This window comes from Providencia sp. PROV076 (assembly GCF_028483405.1).
GTDB lineage: Bacteria > Pseudomonadota > Gammaproteobacteria > Enterobacterales > Enterobacteriaceae > Providencia > Providencia huaxiensis.
Window position 1 is genome coordinate 181,757 of the sequence record NZ_JAMPRR010000011.1, and the last position, 16,458, is coordinate 198,214.

A 16,458-nucleotide genomic window follows, 5' to 3' on the forward strand; every position below is an offset into this window, starting at 1 on the left:
CACTAATTTGGTATGTTGCCAAAATTGTATATAACCTCGCTAGTCGAGGTTTTTTTGTGCCTGAAATCCACATAAGACTTGCTGTTATTCCTGGTCAGAGTTACATGTATAGTTATGCATAATAACTGACCAAAGGTTTTAAAATATCATGTTAAAACAGAGTGATATAACACAAGAAGCAAGAATTATTTTTGAGGCTACCCCATATACTGAGGCGGTGACAGCAGGTGAGGTTTCACAAGTCACAGGGCTAACACAACCACGCTGTCAGTTGATATTAACGCAGTTAGCAATAGCTGGGTTAGTCAAAGAAAATATCAAAGAAAATACATTTCAAAATATTCAACTGTGAAAATGGGCGGCTAGTGGGTGTTGACGCACTCCACCAGCCATTTACCCGTAACGACGATCACGGATAAACCAAGGCCCACCGCTTATACGCGTAAAGCTAGGTGAGCTTATCAAAAAAGGTTCTCCTGATCTATGAAAAACACTGTAATTTTAAACAGTATAAATTTAGTCAATGATGACTCACTCAGCTATATAAAGACACTTCCGGACAATTGTATTGACCTAATCGCAACAGACCCGCCATATTTCCAAGTTAAAAACTGTAGTTGGGATAATCAGTGGGAAAATGTCACTGCTTATTTATCGTGGCTTGATGAAATGCTTGCCGAGTTTTGGCGGGTTTTGAAGCCAAATGGTAGTCTTTATATGTTTTGTGGATCTAAGCTGGCGGCTGATACAGAATTATTGGTTCGCGAAAGGTTCGATGTTTTAAATCATATCATTTGGGCTAAACCGTCAGGGCCGTGGCGCCGAGCGTGTAAGTCTGACCTACGTAGTTTCTTTCCAAGCACAGAACGCATCATATTTGCAGGGCATTACCAAAGTCCTTACAAAGGAAAAAGTAGTGAATACCTGCAACAATGCCGTGAACTTAAAGAAAATATTCTTAAGCCATTAATTGAATATTTCAAGCAAGCCCGTGATTCGTTAGGGATAACAGCAAAAGAGATCCACAAAGCAACAGGTAAGCAAATGGCTTCGCATTGGTTTGGTTATAGCCAGTGGCAGCTACCGAGTGAAACGGATTATTTGAAGCTTCAAAATTTATTCAAGCGCGTTGCTGAGGAAAAATTAAGTAATAACCCGTTAGATCGTGAACACGCTGATCTGTTGATGCAGCAAGCAACATTAAGGCGTGAATATCATGAATTAGCTGAGCAATATCAATTATTACGTCGCCCTTTCACTGTGACCGTCGATGTTCCTTATACGGATGTTTGGACTTATCCACCAGTGCAGTATTACCCCGGAAAACATCCTTGTGAAAAGCCATCCGTAATGATGGAACACATTATCAATAGTAGTAGCCGAGAGGGTGATGTTGTCGCCGATTTCTTCATGGGCTCTGGCTCCACAATAAAAGCAGCATTAAAACTTAATCGTCGTGTTATTGGCGTTGAGTTGGAAACTGAACGTTTCGAACAAACAAAGTTAGAGATAGAGCAGAATAAACCGCGACAATAGTTGTAGTGGCGAACAACAGCTTGCCTGAGCTAAATCAGGCATTCATTTTTCGTTGAGGCCCATCATGCAAATACCTACAGATCTAGTATTTAGACCCGCTAGCGAATTACCAACAGCAGATATGGATAATCGAGATGTTATTGTTATTAACCCCTGTGATGGTTGGCATACGGGAACAATAGAAGTAGATAAAGAGGGTGATGATTGTTATATCGGTATTTATCCCTTTGCTGGAACTGAAATGACACCTCATGACTTTTATATTGCATGGGCGCTTTTACCCGATATTGATAACTTGATCGACAAGTTTGATGGTGAACGATTTAAAAATCGTCATTGCTGCATATGCAAACGGTGTGATCATTCCACTGCAGAGCATAAAAGTTAACTTGTAAGTAATCCTTACAGGTTGAACCATCCGGTATTTCCGGATAGTTCGATTCACATATTCGGTTATTCCGAACAACTGATTTCAAGGCTGCGTATTGCGTGGCCTTTTTCGTATATAGCCACCGAAAATCACTATCAACATGTTTAATTACTGCAATTAATTTGCTGGTGGCTACCTATTTAACCTAAGAGAACAAATAATTTATGAGCACATCAATAGGGATAACCCTCGGTGCTGCTGGCGGTGGCGCGATGGGCGGTTTCCTTATTGGTGCCGACTATGGTGTCGTGCTGGGAGCTATTATCGGAGCATCAGCCTCAGTTATTGCATCCAGAGATAATAACCGGCGAAAGATACTTCATTTTATTTTGGCTCTTGGTGCTGGAATCCTTATTGCTAAAGAGGCTTCCGATGTTATTTCACAGATATGGAGTTGGGATATCAGTCCGAAAATAATGGCAATTGTTATTTCGGCATTGCTTATTCCAGTTCTTGTTCTTGCAGCAAATAAAGATAACCTCAAAAAATTATTTAGTCGGATCTTTGCTTCTATAGATAGAAATTTTAGCAGTATCACGCAAGCTATCAAAGATTGGCGAAATAAAGGAGGTAGTTAATGAATACCGTCCTTAATTACTTAAGTAGTATTTCGCTTTGGGTGGATAGTCACCCTCTCGAAACAGTCGATATTTTTCTTTTGCTGGCCTCTGCAATAACGGTGTTTCTTTGTCGGTATGCAAAACATCGTGACTCTATTGTTGGTACCGCATTATTTATTTGCTGGGTTTATCAAATATACGAGACCTTAGTTGGTGATCGTATTTCTGCACCATCAGATGTGCTTTTTGATGGAGTTATCTTCCTCGTTATTTTCTCTGCAGGTGGCAACATTATGTCCATTGTTGTTATCAGTAAGCTAATAGAGAAAACCAAATCAATCTGGTTGCTGATGATGCGACCTTTTACTTTTAGGGTAAAGAAATGAGTGACCAACAACGAAAAATGGCGCGTGGTGAGCGTAACAATAATCCGGGAAATATTGACTATAATCCTGCTAACAAGTGGCAGGGGCAACTGCCTCATGACCCTATAGTAGAATCTCGATTTTGCCGATTTCAATCTGCAGAATATGGTATTCGCGCCATTTATAAGTTACTGCAAACCTACCAGCGTAAATATGGATTAAATTCTGTATCAGCAATTATCAATAAGTACGCCCCACCGATTGAAAATAATACATCAGGTTATATCAATCGTGCTGCCGCTGATATTGGTGTGGGTATTAATGATCGTATCGATACCAGCAATAAAACAGTGGGGATTGCATTAGCAACGGCAATTGTCAGTGTCGAATTAGGTTATCAACCCTATAGTGAAGCTGTGTTCGAAAAAGCGTGGAGCTTGCTGTGAACTGGAAAATGACTGCTATAGCGTTAATCGGTGTTATTGCTCTTGGTGGTCTGCTTAATTGGGAAATTAGTAAAAATCAAAAGTTAACAGACTCATTAAATGAGGCGAATAGTAACGTTGAGCGACTCACTGATGAGCTATCTGAGCAAAAAGAAATTAACTCAGATTACGAAAAGCGCATCAACTCCATTCACGAACTCGACGCAAAACACACAACGGAACTCACAAATGCAAAAGCTGAAATTGATAAGCTTCGCGATGATGTTCGCAATGGCTCTAAGCGCGTGTACGTCAAAGCCGAATGTCCAAAGTCCGAAAGTGGTTCCACCTCCGGCATGGATGTTAGCAGATCCCCCGCCTTGGCGAGAGACGCTGAACAAGATTATTTCGATCTCTTTAAACAGCTTGAAACACTCGAAAGACAATACCTTGGTTTAAGGGATTATTACTACGCGGAGTGTAAACGATAATGGCTATTTTTAAGCGACTGACCAAAGAGCAAATTAAACAAGACTACGACCACTACGCTTTATTCATGGGTATTGTTCCAATCTATGTTGGTGATGTTCATGGTCAGTGTCGTGTTGCTGTTCGCAATTGGTGGCCTGATTGTTTATTGGATTTAGCTGACTTTGTTCACCAATTCACACCATATGATGAATGGGCCATAAAGATGGGCAAACCAATTAAGTAATAGGCAATAAAAAAACTAGTTTTCTCTACAAACGTCATTCTTTGAGTGGCGTTGATAGAGCTTTAATTGGTTGCTATTTTCAGGAATAAATTATGGCTAATTTAACTGATTTAGCTAATCAACTAAGAACTATCCGTAAGCAAATCCCTTTTGCGACAGCGCAAGCACTGACTAGCACTGCACGTAAAATAGAAAATGCACAAAAAGTTGCATTGCAACGTAATTTAGAAAATCCAACACCTTTCACAGCTAAGAGCATTAAAAGCCGTGGAGCACGTAAAAGTGATCTACGGGCTAAAGTATTTGTGATGAATATCGCTGCGGAATACTTAACCCCATTTGAAGAGGGAGGTATTCATAAGCTGAATGGCTCTGCATTGCTCAACCCTAAAAACATTAAGTTGAATAAGTACGGTAACTTACCAAGAAATAAGTTAAGTAGCCTTAAAGCTAAAGACAATACTTTCATTGGTGAGTTGAATGGTGTCAATGGCGTATTTCAGCGTAAAAAAGCTAAGAAAGGTCGTAAGGGTAAAAAACGATTAAAACGCTCACCTAATAGCACCCGTCGGGATAGGCAAAAACAACCAGCACCTAAGTTACTTATTCGGTTTGGTGATGCGTTACCTGTTCAGCCTGTACTTGGATATCAGGATAGGGCACAACGAATGGCACAGGCTTTATTACCACAGGAAGTAAGCCGGGCAATATCAGAGGCAATACGAACTGCAAAATAATACTTGGGTAAGTAAAGATAGAATTAGATAGAATCATGGATATGAACTATTTATTACGAGGTTATTATGAAGTTTGCAAATGTGGATGAATTATTAGCGCACTCAAGTTTAAGTGACGAAAGTGACGCTAAATTATTTGTAACCCAAAGTGTACAGGTTATTGATAATCTAGCAATAAGATGGAATTTCACTATTGAGAATGGAAAGGATATACATTTCCAAGAAAGCCTATCGTACTTAATAAATAGTGATGTATTGGAAAGTTTCAAACGTAATCACATTAGAAAAATATTGGCAGAAATAAATGCCAGCGAATATTATCCACCTAACCAGCTTTGACTCAGCAGAATTTTTTTGGGTCCTTCCTAGCACTTTTATAACTCACGGGCATTGCGCGCCGTGCAGTTTCACCAGCTAAAAATTTTTGAAATTTGGGTAACAGGTAACACATCGGTATTTCTGAGGTTACGTTTATCTTTATGAATTTAAAAATAAATATTTATTTTTTGTTTCATTTTTTATGTTACCCATCTTGTTACCTTAGTTAATAGGTAACAGAGCGGGTAACAACTCAAGGTAACATTTAGGGTAACAGCATGAATCAGTCAGATTTTGCAAAACTGCATGGTGTCAGTCGTAAAACTATTACGATGTGGAAATCTCGTGGATGGCTAGTCATGGATGGTGACGAAATTGATGTTGATGCCTCAAATGAAAATATAGAACGATACCGAAAATCCCCCTCAGTATCTGCAAATAAATCTAAACCTAAAAAAGAAAAAAAACAGCCCAATAATGAATTAACGGATGAGTCACCAACACAGACAGCTGAAAGGCTAATTCGTGAAATTGGCGCGGACATGTCTTTTGATGAAGCTAGAAGAATAAAAGAAAACTTCCTTGCGCTACTTACTAAGCTGGAATACGAAAAAGAGGACGGACAACTGATTGAGCTTTCAGTTGCAGAATCAATCTTGTTTGCTGAATTCAGAGAGCAACGTGATGCTTGGATGAATTGGCCATCTCGTGTTGCACCAATTATGGCTGCTGACTTGGGCGTTCCGGCTGACAGGATGACTGAGGTGTTAATCGAACATGTCCACAAACATATTACTGGTCTCGGGGAGCCTGAATTCAACACAGACGAAGCGTGATAGGTTATTAGCTAGTGTTAAAAAAGGATGGACGCCACCACCTCGTATTAGTGTTCCTGACTGGGCAGACCGTTATAGAAAGTTAGCAAAAGAAGCGGGGAGTACATCAGGATCATGGCAGACCGATACGGTGGAAATTGCTCGAGGCCCAATGCTTTCCGTTACCGAGTCAGGTGTCCATACGATTACTGTTATGTGCTGTACTCAGTTGATGAAAACAGCTTTACTTGAAAATGTGTTTGGCTATTTTGCTCATTTAGATCCATGTCCTATGTTGTTGTTGCAACCAAAAGAGGATGCAGCTGAACAATTTTCAAAAGAACGAATTACGCCATTGATTCGGGTTACCCCTGTATTAAGAAAAATTGTTGGTGCGAATAAACAAAAAACATCAAAAGAAACGTTGCTATATAAATCATTTCCCGGGGGATTTTTAGCTTTGGCTGGTGCTGGTAGCCCTGATAACTTAGCCCGCCGCCCAATTCGTGTATTACTAGCCGATGAAGTTGATAAATATCCAATTACGCGAGAAGGTGACCCTATCACGTTAGCAGAGGAACGAACGGCAACATTTGGTCTTAATTGGTTATCAGTAAGAGCATGTTCTCCAACTGTTGAGGATGAAAGCCGTATAGCGGCAAGTTATGAGGATTCGGATCAGCGTAGAGCATCTTTAGCTTGTCCTCACTGCGGTCATCGTCAATTCCCTGATTTTTTTAAGCATGTTCATTGGCCTAAAGAAGGTGATAAACACCAACCACACCTTGCCTTAATATATTGTGAAAGTTGTGGAGCTGGTTGGTCTGAGGGTGAAAGACTAAGGGCTTTACGAACCATCAGATGGCATCAAACTAAACCTTTTGAATGTTGTGGCAGCAGACACTCACCATTAAATGATTATGATCAAGCATGGCATAACGATGACGAAACCGCAGTAGATAAAGTGTGGGAATGGTCAGAGTCTAAACGACACGCTGTTTATAGAGCTATTTGCCCAGACTGCGGAGGGCTTGGGGTTAGTAATATTCATGCAGGTTATCAAGCATCTAAATTGTTTAGCCCATGGCAAAAAGATAAACCTTCTGATATTGCACAGAAATATTTAAAGGCAAAGGGAGATCCAGATAGAGAACTGGCATGGTGGAATACCCAAATGGGATTACCTCATCGCCCCAATTATGGTAAGAAACTGCCCATTGATGCTCTATTGGCCCGAAGAGAAGTTTATGATGCAGAAATACCAATGGGGGTAGTGGTATTAACAGCAGGAATCGATACCCAAAATGATAGGCTTGAAATTGAAGTTGTTGGTTGGGGGAAAGATGAGGAAAGTTGGTCTATCTCATTTGATGTTATTGAGGGTGATTTAGAAACAGCTGAACCATGGACTAGATTAGACGCTTATCTTAAACAAATATGGCGCCGAGCTGATGGTCGTGGATTTACTATTATGGCGGCTTGTCATGACTCTGGTGGTAATCATACCCAAAAAGTTTATGAATTTGCTAAAGAACGCTTAGGTAGACGTATTTGGGCTATCAAAGGTGAGTCAGCGACTAATGGTAAGCGTTCCCCCATTTGGCCTAATAAGCGACCAACACCCAAGAATAGATCTCAATTTAAACCCATTATCATCGGTGTTAACTCAGCAAAAGACTCCATTAGATCTCGCCTACATATTGAAGAAAGAGGACCAGGATATATGCATTTCCCTGTCGATAGGGATATGGGGTATTTCAGCCAATTAACATCAGAAAGATTAATAATGAAAGAGGCTGCTGGGCAACGTTATAGTGTTTGGGAGCTTCCTCATGGCAAGGCAAATGAAGCATTAGATTGTCGTGTTTATGCTTATGCAGCATTAGCGGGATTATTTCATTTAGGATTGAAGCTTAATGCTTTAGCAATTGCTATTGATAATAACCCTGACCGTTTATTACCCCCATCTTCTGAGCCAGAAGAAAAACTAGACCTGCGCTTACCGGGAGCAATTCTTCCTGAAGAACAGGAACAGCCTAAGCGTAAACGTATTTCCAGCAAATTAGCATAAGGGATCCCTATGTATCACAAAACAGGTTTACTCATGGGAATGAGTCGAGACCAGCTAAAGGCTGCTCTAAATACAGCCCAACAAGCTTATTTAGATTTAGCTTCGGGCACGAAAGGGGTTTCTTTTTCTTATTCTCAGGGTGATGGAACTCGATCTGTGAGTTACCAAAAAACAGAACTCTCACACTTGTTAGCATTAATACAGATGTTACAAGCGGAGCTTGGTTTAATTCCTCGCGCTAGGCGACCTGTAAGGTTTAAATTCTGATGACAGTTCAAATACTTGATAGGTACGGCAAGCCATATCAATCAGTTCAAAGGTCTAAACCTCATGCTCTGGTAGGTGGTAGCCGTGTTCCTTATGATGCTGGTAATTCCTACAGTGACCAACTAGCAAATTGGCAACCGGCACTGTGGTCACCTGATAATGAAATCAATATTTACCGTGACAAGATTGTATCCCGTGTCCGAGATTTAGCGCGTAATGATGGATGGGCATCAGGGACTATTACTCGAGTACTTGATAACGCAGTGGGTGCGAGTTATCGGCCTGTGTTTAAGCCCGATTATCGTTTGTTGCATTTCATCTCAGGAAATAAAGCGTTTGATGCTGTTTGGGCTGCTGAGTATAGCCGTGTCTTAACTGCACACTGGCGTTCTTGGGCTAATGATAAAGGACGATATTGTGATGTTGAGCGTAAGCAAACGGTATCACAAATGTTACGCCTTGGTTTCCGGCATAAATTACTCGATGGTGATGCTCTGGCAATTTTACAGTATCGACCCGATAGGTTGGGAGCCGGTAAAGCTAATTATGCAACAACAATTCAGATAGTAGATCCAGATAGATTAAGCAACCCTCAACAAAATTTTGATATGGCCAATATTCGCGGTGGTGTTGAAATTGACGATGATGGTGCTCCTATTGCTTATCATATTAGAGAAGCTCACATGGGGGATTGGTGGGCTGCGCAAAAAACCATGACATGGAGGCGGATAGCCCGTGAAACTTCATGGGGTCGGCCTATTGTTGTTCATGACTTTGATATGGAGCGAGGTTCACAACACAGGGGCATAGGGATTTTAACACCTGTAGTTCAGCGACTAAAAATGCTGATTAAGTATGATCAGTCAGAGTTAGAAGCGGCGATTTTAAATGCCATATTCAGCGCATATATCACCTCACCTTATGATCCTAAAATGGTTGAGTCTGCTATGGGAGAAACTTTTGATGATACTGAGGTAGGTGCTTATCAGGAAGGTAGAATGGAGTTTCACAACGACCGTCGTATTAGCTTAAATAATGGCGCGAGAATTCCAACCCTTTACCCCGGTGAAAGTATTGATACTGTGAATGCGACACGCCCAAATAGTAATTTTGAAGGGTTCGAAAGTGCAGCACTCCGTAATATTGCCGCTGCAACGGGTCTTTCGGCACAGCAATTAACTCAGGATTGGTCAAAAGTTAACTACTCTTCGGCACGTGCAGCAATGTTGGAAGCATGGAAAACGCTAACTCGTCGTCGCGATGATTTTGCAGCAGGTTTTGCCGATCCAATTGCAAGTGCTTTTATTGAGGAAATTCACGATATTGAAAACCTTCCCATGCCTAATAATGCTCCAGATTTTTTAGAGGCTAAAACAGCTTATTGCCGAGCATGGTGGATGGGACCAGGGCGTGGTTGGGTTGATCCTGTTGCAGAGAAAAAAGGCGCCATCTTAGGTATGGAAGCGGGTTTATCTACCCTTGAAATGGAAGCCGCTGAAAACGTTGGTGAAGATTGGGAAGAGCTCGTGGACCAGCGTGCCTATGAATTACAAACGTTCAAAGAACGAGGATTGGAGCCGCCTAAATGGGCACAAGCTGAACAATTCTCACCGGATAAAATAGAACAACCGGAGGCCAAGTGAATTTACCCCACTTAGCGCAAAAGCTATTTAATACCCCTCTGGCCATTCATCCACAAAAAGCAGAGGTCGTGATAAGTGCCGTCATGGAACGATTTGGTATTACGCAAATTCGTAGCACGATGATGGAAGATGATTATTACGATGATGATCGCTTTTCGCGCAAGAAAAAGGCCGATGCAGGGTATGACATTTTAGAAGGGATCGCGCTGATATCAATACAGGGAACGCTAGTACAAAAGCTTGGAACATTGCGACCTTACAGCGGTATGACTGGCTATGACGGAATACGACAAGTATTTTTATCAGCCATTCACGACCCAGAAGTCAAAGGTATTTGTCTCGATATTGACTCTCCTGGTGGAGAGGTGGCTGGATGCTTTGATCTTGTTGATTTGATTTATGAATTACGAGGTAAAAAACCGATTTATGCCATTCTCTCTGAAAATGCGTATTCAGCGGCTTATGCCATTGCCAGTGCAGCCGACAAAATTTATGTGCCGCGTACAGGTGGCGTCGGCTCAGTTGGGGTGATTGTTATTCATTGTGATTGGTCACAGCGCATAAAAGAGGACGGGTTAAAGGTTTCCATTATTACCTATGGCGATCGTAAAGCGGAGAGTAACCCGTATATAGCGCTTAGTGATGAAGCGAAAGCGGCTATCCAGCACGATGTTGATGAAATGGGGCGTCTGTTTGTGAGCACTGTTTCCCGTAACCGTGGGCTATCTGAAAAGATAATCCGCAATACACAAGCAGCCTGTTTTTTGGCTGATGAGGGCGTACAAATTGGGCTTGCTGATGTTGTTGCCAGCCCTGATGTCGCATTTCACGAACTGATGAAAGTTTCTGGAGTTAAATAATATGTCTAAATTTACCTTTGCTCATCTTATTGGTCGCAAGGCTAAAGCTACGGAAGAAGATGATGAAAAAACACGCAAAGCGAAAGGTCGTCGCGTAGAAGATGACGATGAAGAAGAAAATGCTGAAAATGATGATCCTGAATCGAAAGATCAAGACGACGAAAAAGAAGGTCGTAAAGCGAAGAAGGCGAAAAGTAAAAAAGCCGAAGATGATGACGAAGACCCTGATGCAGAAGATGATGAAAATGCAGAAGGTGACGACGAAGATGCCGAAGATGATGAAGACAACAAGGACGTGAAAAAAGGTCGTCGTGCCGAACGTAAGCGTTGTGCTCGTATTTTTGGCAGTAAAGCTGCTGCTGCGCGTCCTGATATGGCTGCTCATTTGGCATTTAATACTAATTTGTCATCGAGTGAAGCAATTAGCACTCTGAAAGCCATGGGCGGGGTTTCAGCGCCGCAAAGCAATCGTCGTTCTCTTGATGCTCGTATGCGTGAAGAAGAGCAAGTGCGTTTAGGTCAAGATGCGGAAGTGGCGCCAACAGGTTCTGCAGCATCTATTGTTAACAAAATGACAAGCCTGTACAACAGTAATAAAGGGGGCAAATAATGGATCAGATTTCACAAAACCCATTTCAGCCGGGTGTGCGCCAAGCGGTTTTTAATCCTGACCAGTTAATCTCAGGGCCGCTTCAAGTTGTGACTGATACGGTAACTATTGCGAAAGCGGGTGTTTTAAAACGTGGTACCATCCTTGGTAAAGTTACCGCTTCTCGTGAATACGTTTTATGTAAAAAAGATGCGGCAGACGGTAGTGAAAAACCCTGTGCTATTTTAGTTGATGATGTCAACACAACGGAAGATAGCGTTTTAGGTGGTGTATATCTCATGGGCGAGTTTAATCATCATAAAACAACGTATGATGCGACTTGGACTATCCCTGAACTGACTGACGAGTTGCGTCAATTCTCTATTTTCCTTCGCGATAGCGTACAAGCTTAATCCCCCATTAATTCACTTAGACGTTGAATGCTAGCAATAGTAGGGCTTTTGACGTCTTTTAAATGAGAAAAAGTATGAATATTTTCGATACGAATGTTTTAGTTCAAGTCGTGCCAAACCTAATGACTAGCCAAAACTGGTTATTAGATAAATTCTTTCCAAACGTGGTTGAGTCTGATACTGAAGAAGTTTCTATCGATGTAGATGTGGGCTTACGTCGTATGGCTCCATTTGTTTCGCCATTAGTGGAAGGTAAACTGGTCGAGGCTCGTAAGTTCCAAACCAACAGCTTTAAACCTGCGTACATCAAAGACAAACGTGCACCTGATTTACGTAAGCCTATCCGTCGTCAAATCGGCGAACGCATTGGTGGACAGTTGTCTGCAGCAGAGCGAGAAATGCTAAACCTCCAGTTCGAAATGGCCGACCAAATCGATATGATCAACCGTCGCTTAGAGTGGATGGCATCTAGCGCATTGGTTTCAGGTACGGTCACAGTGGCGGGTGAGGGTTACGACACGAAAGTTGTTAATTTTGGTCGTGCCGCTGAATTGACAGTCACATTAAGTGGCAGTGATAAATGGCCAACTCAGATTGATGCAGGAAAAACCAACACTAAACCAAGTGATGATATTGAAGATTGGGCGCAGCGTATTCTGAAAAACTCAGGTGCGGTTGCCACAGATATCGTGTTCACAACTAAATCATGGAAAGCATTCCGTTTAGATACCACAATTAAAGACACTGCGATCACTTTCCCTACGTTAAGTCCATTTGGTAATCAAATTAATGCCGGTACACAAGTTCAAAAAGGTGCTGTGTATAAAGGCCATTGGGGTAATTATGACTTGTGGTTATATAACGACTGGTTCATTGACCCGATTGATAACGTTGAAAAACCGATGATCCCAGATGGCTCTGTAATTATGTCTGGGGCTGACTTAATGGGAACACGTGCATTTGGGGCAATTATTGACCCTGCATTCAATTATGGTCCGCTGGCATTTGCACCAAAATCATGGCTAGAGCATGACCCAGCGCAGCGTTTCTTAATGATGCAATCTTCACCGCTGGTTATTCCTAGCCGTGTGAATGCGGCATTGTGTGCAACGGTAGTCTAACGGAGGCATTATGGCGAAGAAACCCCAAGAGCAGCAGGATAAAACTGATGACTTGGGGGGATTACCCCCTGAGTTACAGGTTGATGCTAATACTCAACAAGATGTTGTTCCAACAGATGAATTAAATGATAAACCGCCTGTTGAATCAGATCCAAAACCAGACCCTGAGCCAAAACCAGATAACGATGATGAAACTGATGATATTTATGTCGTTGTAAAAGGTCGCTCAGTCCAGCACAACGGTATTCTCTATACTGAAAGCCAACAAATTGAATTGGATGAGATTGATGCCAATCGGCTTGTTACTCTCGGTGTTGTTATGTCATTGGCTAGAGTGCGTGAAAAGTTGGTTCAAGCCAACCCAGCTGGCACGGTAACCATCAGTGGGGGTTGATTGGGATAAGCATCTATTAAATCCACTTCATAATGTTTTTGCTGAAAGGGCGAACTGGCGACCTAAAGAAGGGGAACATTATGATATTGAGGGAATATTTGATAGAGCCTATGCCCAAAACTATGAGTCCCTCGATGGGGAGAGTGGCATTAACACCACTCGACCTATTTTAGGTGTGCGAGATGCTATTTTCAAAACCCAGCCTGCAAAAGGCGATAGGGTATTTATTTATAGCGTGAGTACGTTATTCGTGGTTGGGGATGTTCAGCCTGATAGTCATGGTGGAACACATCTCATCTTAAATAAGGTGGCATCATCATGAATGCAGCACAGATCCGCGAGTTAGTTGTTAACTCTTTAAAAGGGAAAACAGCCGCAGAAAACCGTGTTTATTCACCGATGGATTGGTCAACAGTGCATGCGGATTATCCTTGTATTATTGTTCAAACACCGTTTGATCACAAAAAATCACTGGGCCGTAACGTACCTCAATTCAATACCATCACGACAGTGCGTGTGACGGGACGACTAGAAGAGTTTGATGGTGATGACCTCGATGGAGCCATGAAAGCCGAACTCGCATTGGAAGCGTTACGGGAAGAAATTGAGCGCGCTGTCATTAATAGTTATGAATTGACGCGCCAAATTCAGCAGTTTATTGAAATTCGTTCTCAAATCGATATCAGTGCAGGTGGTGAAGGCCATCTTGCACAGTTATTGATGGATTTAGATATCGAATATTATCAAGGCCCCGAAGAGTTTTATCCTATTGAGGCGGATCCGTTAACGGGTATTGATATCAATGTTCAACAACCGGATGGCACACCTCAGCATCACATTAATATTGACCTGACCTAATCAGGAGTCTTTATGTTTGTAAAACCGATTAATGGCCGCAGCGTACGCTGCCCGGTCAAGGGTTCTCCTTTGCCTGAAACAGGGCAAGAAGTACCCAATAATGTTTATTGGCGTGCGCGGCTTAACGATGGTGATGTTGAGCTTGTTATACAACAATCCAAGGAGAAAAAAGCATGACAGTGCCATTTTCACGTATTCCTAATAATCTTCGTGCACCACTTTTTTATGTTGAGTTTGATAACTCAATGGCAAACAGTGCTTCAGCGACACAGCGCTCATTACTTATTGGGCAGATGTTAACAGGGGCTGCAGCACAAAATGCTATCCCTGAGCGAATTTCCTCAGCACCGCAAGCCGCCGAGCGTTTTGGTAGCGGTTCAATTTTGCATGGCATGGCAAAGGCTTATTTTAGTAATGACATTGCGGGCGAAGTTTGGATATTGCCTCATACTGATACGGCATCGATGACTGCCGCAACGGGCACCATAAAAGTGAATAGTCCAGCGAATGCAACGGGTGTTATTTCTCTTTATATTGCGGGTATTCGTGTACAAATCACAGTTGTTGCCACAGATACTCCTCAAATGGTTGCAACGGCGCTACTTAATGTGATTAACCGCAATTCTGAGTTACCTGTTACCGCAAAAGCGGAAGCGGATACTTTGACATTAACTGCAAAAAATAAGGGGTCATTAGGCAACGGTATTGATATTCAACTTAACTACCGAGGGTTAATGGGGGGGGAAGCGACACCATCTGGCTTAGAGCTTGTTATTACTGATATGAAAGGGGGCAGTGGCGCACCTGATTTATTAGATGGCTTAGCGAATCTTAATGATCGTAGTTTTGATTTTATTGCGAACCCATACAGTGACACCGCTTCTCTCGATGCGATTAAAGATTTTCTTTCTGATAATGGTGGACGTTGGTCTTGGGATCAGCAGTTATATGGTCATAGCTTTAGTGCAATAACAGGAACGTATGGTCAATTAGCCGATTTTGGCGAAAAACGTAATGATCAACATGGTTCACTGTTAGGTGTCCCTAAATCACCTTCACCCCTGTATTTGTGGGTCGCTGCTTATGTTGGTGCTATCGCACAAAGCCTGCGTAATGATCCTGGTCGCCCTTTGCAAACTCTGCCTATCAATGGTGTGCTTGCACCTGATTCAGCATCACAACTTCGTCTGATAGAGCGTAATAATCTGCTACATAGTGGAATTTCTACATTTACTGTTGATGATGATGGCACTGTACGTGTCGAAAATATCATTACCACGTACCAGAAAAATGCTTATGGCGATAATGATGATAGTTACCTTCAGATCGAAACCTTGTTTTTGTTGATGTTTGTTTCTCGTTTCATGCGAACTCAAATTACAAGTAAATTTGGTCGGATGAAACTGGCTAACGATGGCACTCGATTTGCTACTGGTGCTGCGATTGTTACCCCCAATATTGTACGTGCTGAATTAATCGCTCAATACAAATCTTTGGAATTCAATGGTTATGTTCAAGACTCGGATGTCTTTATCAAAGGGCTACTTGTAGAGCGCAATAGCCAGAATCCAAATCGCCTTGATGTGCTTTGGACAGGTACGCTTATTAATCAGCTTCGTGTGTTTGCGTTACTGAACCAATTCCGTTTACAACCCTCAATTTAAGGGGAGACTATGTCAAATACAACTAACCGTTTGGCGGGGACGGCATACGTTACCGTCAACGGGATTTCAATTATGGTTGTGGGAGATTTTACCTATAGCCCATCAAAGGTTAAGCGTGAAACGTTATCAGGTATGGACTTTGTTCATGGCTACAAAGAGAAGCCAACACCGGGTTTTATCTCGATGCGTGTGCGTGATTCTGGTGGTACCACCGTTGCTGATTTTAACAATCAAACCGACGTGAATATTGTTGCGGAATTAGCCAATGGAAAAACTATCATTGGGGAAGGGCTGTGGACGGTTAACACGCAGGAAGTCAAAAGTGAAGATGCTGAATTTGAAGTGCGCTGGGAAGGGCGTTCAGTAACGGAGAATTAACAGTGGAAATTGAAAAGAAAAAAACATTTACGTTGAGTACCCCGATTGAATCTAATGACGGTACCGTTCGGCATGAAACCATTGATTTGAAAGAGCCTGTACTCTTTCAGGTCGAGCAATTCTACGCAGAGCAGGCCAAGTCACCGAGTTCATTACCTGCGATGCGATTACTTATTGTACTTGTTAGCGGTATTCCTGATCCAATCATTAAAAAAATGTCTATTACAGACTTTGCGGTTTGTCGGGATTATTTACAAAGTTTTTTGGCATTCAATCCCTCAGCGAGTGGCAACAGCTAG

Annotated in this window: 25 protein-coding genes; all 25 read left to right on the forward strand. The window is 42.1% G+C overall.

Going from position 1 to position 16,458, the window contains the following annotated elements:
- Nucleotides 1–148: 148 nt before the first annotated feature.
- Nucleotides 149–352 (forward strand): TrmB family transcriptional regulator, encoded by a 204-nt coding sequence (locus PSF67_RS08460; protein ID WP_272676767.1) that lies wholly within the window; start codon nucleotides 149–151, stop codon nucleotides 350–352.
- Between the two features lie 131 nt (nucleotides 353–483).
- Nucleotides 484–1,536, forward strand: a complete 1,053-nt coding sequence (locus PSF67_RS08465; RefSeq protein WP_272676768.1) for a DNA-methyltransferase — start codon at nucleotides 484–486, stop codon at nucleotides 1,534–1,536.
- Nucleotides 1,537–1,600: 64 nt separating this feature from the next.
- Nucleotides 1,601–1,924 (forward strand): hypothetical protein, encoded by a 324-nt coding sequence (locus PSF67_RS08470; RefSeq protein WP_272676769.1) that lies wholly within the window; start codon nucleotides 1,601–1,603, stop codon nucleotides 1,922–1,924.
- 206 nt (nucleotides 1,925–2,130) lie between these two features.
- Nucleotides 2,131–2,544, forward strand: a complete 414-nt coding sequence (locus PSF67_RS08475; RefSeq protein WP_272676770.1) for a putative holin — start codon at nucleotides 2,131–2,133, stop codon at nucleotides 2,542–2,544.
- Nucleotides 2,544–2,912 carry a hypothetical protein gene (locus tag PSF67_RS08480; RefSeq protein ID WP_272676771.1) on the forward strand — a complete coding sequence of 123 codons (369 nt, stop codon included), beginning with the start codon at nucleotides 2,544–2,546 and terminating at the stop codon, nucleotides 2,910–2,912. Before PSF67_RS08475 ends, PSF67_RS08480 begins: the two co-directional genes overlap by 1 nt.
- The gene (locus tag PSF67_RS08485) at nucleotides 2,909–3,337 is read left to right on the forward strand and encodes a structural protein (RefSeq protein WP_272676772.1); all 429 of its coding nucleotides are present in this window, start codon (nucleotides 2,909–2,911) and stop codon (nucleotides 3,335–3,337) included. Before PSF67_RS08480 ends, PSF67_RS08485 begins: the two co-directional genes overlap by 4 nt.
- 8 nt (nucleotides 3,338–3,345) lie before the next feature.
- A complete protein-coding gene (locus tag PSF67_RS08490; RefSeq protein ID WP_272676773.1) occupies nucleotides 3,346–3,807 on the forward strand; it encodes a lysis protein in 462 nt (153 codons plus the stop codon).
- Nucleotides 3,807–4,031 carry a hypothetical protein gene (locus PSF67_RS08495; protein ID WP_272676774.1) on the forward strand — a complete coding sequence of 75 codons (225 nt, stop codon included), beginning with the start codon at nucleotides 3,807–3,809 and terminating at the stop codon, nucleotides 4,029–4,031. Before PSF67_RS08490 ends, PSF67_RS08495 begins: the two co-directional genes overlap by 1 nt.
- A gap of 92 nt (nucleotides 4,032–4,123) precedes the next feature.
- Nucleotides 4,124–4,768, forward strand: a complete 645-nt coding sequence (locus PSF67_RS08500) for a hypothetical protein (RefSeq protein WP_272676775.1) — start codon at nucleotides 4,124–4,126, stop codon at nucleotides 4,766–4,768.
- Between the two features lie 66 nt (nucleotides 4,769–4,834).
- Nucleotides 4,835–5,107 carry a hypothetical protein gene (locus tag PSF67_RS08505; protein ID WP_265524268.1) on the forward strand — a complete coding sequence of 91 codons (273 nt, stop codon included), beginning with the start codon at nucleotides 4,835–4,837 and terminating at the stop codon, nucleotides 5,105–5,107.
- 257 nt (nucleotides 5,108–5,364) lie between these two features.
- Complete coding sequence (locus PSF67_RS08510; RefSeq protein WP_048608689.1) at nucleotides 5,365–5,922, forward strand: hypothetical protein; 558 nt, start codon at nucleotides 5,365–5,367, stop codon at nucleotides 5,920–5,922.
- Nucleotides 5,864–7,972: a phage terminase large subunit family protein gene (locus PSF67_RS08515; RefSeq protein ID WP_140178966.1), complete on the forward strand. Its 2,109-nt coding sequence runs from the start codon at nucleotides 5,864–5,866 to the stop codon at nucleotides 7,970–7,972. Before PSF67_RS08510 ends, PSF67_RS08515 begins: the two co-directional genes overlap by 59 nt.
- 9 nt (nucleotides 7,973–7,981) lie before the next feature.
- The gene (gene gpW, locus PSF67_RS08520) at nucleotides 7,982–8,239 is read left to right on the forward strand and encodes a gpW family head-tail joining protein (RefSeq protein ID WP_048608684.1); all 258 of its coding nucleotides are present in this window, start codon (nucleotides 7,982–7,984) and stop codon (nucleotides 8,237–8,239) included.
- Complete coding sequence (locus PSF67_RS08525) at nucleotides 8,239–9,882, forward strand: phage portal protein (RefSeq protein ID WP_115166538.1); 1,644 nt, start codon at nucleotides 8,239–8,241, stop codon at nucleotides 9,880–9,882. Before gpW ends, PSF67_RS08525 begins: the two co-directional genes overlap by 1 nt.
- Nucleotides 9,879–10,742: a S49 family peptidase gene (locus tag PSF67_RS08530; protein WP_140178968.1), complete on the forward strand. Its 864-nt coding sequence runs from the start codon at nucleotides 9,879–9,881 to the stop codon at nucleotides 10,740–10,742. The genes PSF67_RS08525 and PSF67_RS08530 overlap by 4 nt, the downstream gene beginning before the upstream one ends.
- A 1-nt stretch (nucleotide 10,743) precedes the next feature.
- Nucleotides 10,744–11,352 (forward strand): hypothetical protein, encoded by a 609-nt coding sequence (locus tag PSF67_RS08535; protein WP_140178970.1) that lies wholly within the window; start codon nucleotides 10,744–10,746, stop codon nucleotides 11,350–11,352.
- Nucleotides 11,352–11,744 carry a head decoration protein gene (locus PSF67_RS08540; RefSeq protein WP_140178972.1) on the forward strand — a complete coding sequence of 131 codons (393 nt, stop codon included), beginning with the start codon at nucleotides 11,352–11,354 and terminating at the stop codon, nucleotides 11,742–11,744. The genes PSF67_RS08535 and PSF67_RS08540 overlap by 1 nt, the downstream gene beginning before the upstream one ends.
- A 74-nt stretch (nucleotides 11,745–11,818) precedes the next feature.
- A complete protein-coding gene (locus tag PSF67_RS08545) occupies nucleotides 11,819–12,865 on the forward strand; it encodes a major capsid protein (protein WP_140178974.1) in 1,047 nt (348 codons plus the stop codon).
- Between the two features lie 10 nt (nucleotides 12,866–12,875).
- Entirely contained in the window at nucleotides 12,876–13,259 is a 384-nt protein-coding gene (locus PSF67_RS08550) for a hypothetical protein (protein WP_140178976.1), read from the forward strand.
- A complete protein-coding gene (locus PSF67_RS08555; protein ID WP_048608675.1) occupies nucleotides 13,249–13,581 on the forward strand; it encodes a head-tail joining protein in 333 nt (110 codons plus the stop codon). Before PSF67_RS08550 ends, PSF67_RS08555 begins: the two co-directional genes overlap by 11 nt.
- Nucleotides 13,578–14,117, forward strand: a complete 540-nt coding sequence (locus tag PSF67_RS08560; protein ID WP_140178978.1) for an ATP-binding protein — start codon at nucleotides 13,578–13,580, stop codon at nucleotides 14,115–14,117. The genes PSF67_RS08555 and PSF67_RS08560 overlap by 4 nt, the downstream gene beginning before the upstream one ends.
- Before the next feature lie 12 nt (nucleotides 14,118–14,129).
- Nucleotides 14,130–14,294: a DUF2635 domain-containing protein gene (locus PSF67_RS08565; RefSeq protein ID WP_048608672.1), complete on the forward strand. Its 165-nt coding sequence runs from the start codon at nucleotides 14,130–14,132 to the stop codon at nucleotides 14,292–14,294.
- Nucleotides 14,291–15,781, forward strand: a complete 1,491-nt coding sequence (locus tag PSF67_RS08570; RefSeq protein WP_140178980.1) for a phage tail sheath subtilisin-like domain-containing protein — start codon at nucleotides 14,291–14,293, stop codon at nucleotides 15,779–15,781. The genes PSF67_RS08565 and PSF67_RS08570 overlap by 4 nt, the downstream gene beginning before the upstream one ends.
- 9 nt (nucleotides 15,782–15,790) lie before the next feature.
- Complete coding sequence (locus tag PSF67_RS08575) at nucleotides 15,791–16,159, forward strand: phage tail tube protein (protein ID WP_048608668.1); 369 nt, start codon at nucleotides 15,791–15,793, stop codon at nucleotides 16,157–16,159.
- 2 nt (nucleotides 16,160–16,161) lie between these two features.
- Nucleotides 16,162–16,458, forward strand: a complete 297-nt coding sequence (locus PSF67_RS08580; protein WP_072065768.1) for a phage tail assembly protein — start codon at nucleotides 16,162–16,164, stop codon at nucleotides 16,456–16,458.

What these genes read in the sequence shown, in the direction of transcription:
- PSF67_RS08460 (WP_272676767.1), top strand. Translation starts at nt 149, where the DNA reads ATGTTAAAACAGAGTGATATAACACAAGAAGCAAGAATTATTTTTGAG.
- PSF67_RS08465 (WP_272676768.1), top strand. Translation starts at nt 484, where the DNA reads ATGAAAAACACTGTAATTTTAAACAGTATAAATTTAGTCAATGATGAC.
- PSF67_RS08470 (WP_272676769.1), top strand. Translation starts at nt 1,601, where the DNA reads ATGCAAATACCTACAGATCTAGTATTTAGACCCGCTAGCGAATTACCA.
- PSF67_RS08475 (WP_272676770.1), top strand. Translation starts at nt 2,131, where the DNA reads ATGAGCACATCAATAGGGATAACCCTCGGTGCTGCTGGCGGTGGCGCG.
- PSF67_RS08480 (WP_272676771.1), top strand. Translation starts at nt 2,544, where the DNA reads ATGAATACCGTCCTTAATTACTTAAGTAGTATTTCGCTTTGGGTGGAT.
- PSF67_RS08485 (WP_272676772.1), top strand. Translation starts at nt 2,909, where the DNA reads ATGAGTGACCAACAACGAAAAATGGCGCGTGGTGAGCGTAACAATAAT.
- PSF67_RS08490 (WP_272676773.1), top strand. Translation starts at nt 3,346, where the DNA reads ATGACTGCTATAGCGTTAATCGGTGTTATTGCTCTTGGTGGTCTGCTT.
- PSF67_RS08495 (WP_272676774.1), top strand. Translation starts at nt 3,807, where the DNA reads ATGGCTATTTTTAAGCGACTGACCAAAGAGCAAATTAAACAAGACTAC.
- PSF67_RS08500 (WP_272676775.1), top strand. Translation starts at nt 4,124, where the DNA reads ATGGCTAATTTAACTGATTTAGCTAATCAACTAAGAACTATCCGTAAG.
- PSF67_RS08505 (WP_265524268.1), top strand. Translation starts at nt 4,835, where the DNA reads ATGAAGTTTGCAAATGTGGATGAATTATTAGCGCACTCAAGTTTAAGT.
- PSF67_RS08510 (WP_048608689.1), top strand. Translation starts at nt 5,365, where the DNA reads ATGAATCAGTCAGATTTTGCAAAACTGCATGGTGTCAGTCGTAAAACT.
- PSF67_RS08515 (WP_140178966.1), top strand. Translation starts at nt 5,864, where the DNA reads ATGTCCACAAACATATTACTGGTCTCGGGGAGCCTGAATTCAACACAG.
- gpW (WP_048608684.1), top strand. Translation starts at nt 7,982, where the DNA reads ATGTATCACAAAACAGGTTTACTCATGGGAATGAGTCGAGACCAGCTA.
- PSF67_RS08525 (WP_115166538.1), top strand. Translation starts at nt 8,239, where the DNA reads ATGACAGTTCAAATACTTGATAGGTACGGCAAGCCATATCAATCAGTT.
- PSF67_RS08535 (WP_140178970.1), top strand. Translation starts at nt 10,744, where the DNA reads ATGTCTAAATTTACCTTTGCTCATCTTATTGGTCGCAAGGCTAAAGCT.
- PSF67_RS08540 (WP_140178972.1), top strand. Translation starts at nt 11,352, where the DNA reads ATGGATCAGATTTCACAAAACCCATTTCAGCCGGGTGTGCGCCAAGCG.
- PSF67_RS08545 (WP_140178974.1), top strand. Translation starts at nt 11,819, where the DNA reads ATGAATATTTTCGATACGAATGTTTTAGTTCAAGTCGTGCCAAACCTA.
- PSF67_RS08550 (WP_140178976.1), top strand. Translation starts at nt 12,876, where the DNA reads ATGGCGAAGAAACCCCAAGAGCAGCAGGATAAAACTGATGACTTGGGG.
- PSF67_RS08560 (WP_140178978.1), top strand. Translation starts at nt 13,578, where the DNA reads ATGAATGCAGCACAGATCCGCGAGTTAGTTGTTAACTCTTTAAAAGGG.
- PSF67_RS08565 (WP_048608672.1), top strand. Translation starts at nt 14,130, where the DNA reads ATGTTTGTAAAACCGATTAATGGCCGCAGCGTACGCTGCCCGGTCAAG.
- PSF67_RS08570 (WP_140178980.1), top strand. Translation starts at nt 14,291, where the DNA reads ATGACAGTGCCATTTTCACGTATTCCTAATAATCTTCGTGCACCACTT.
- PSF67_RS08575 (WP_048608668.1), top strand. Translation starts at nt 15,791, where the DNA reads ATGTCAAATACAACTAACCGTTTGGCGGGGACGGCATACGTTACCGTC.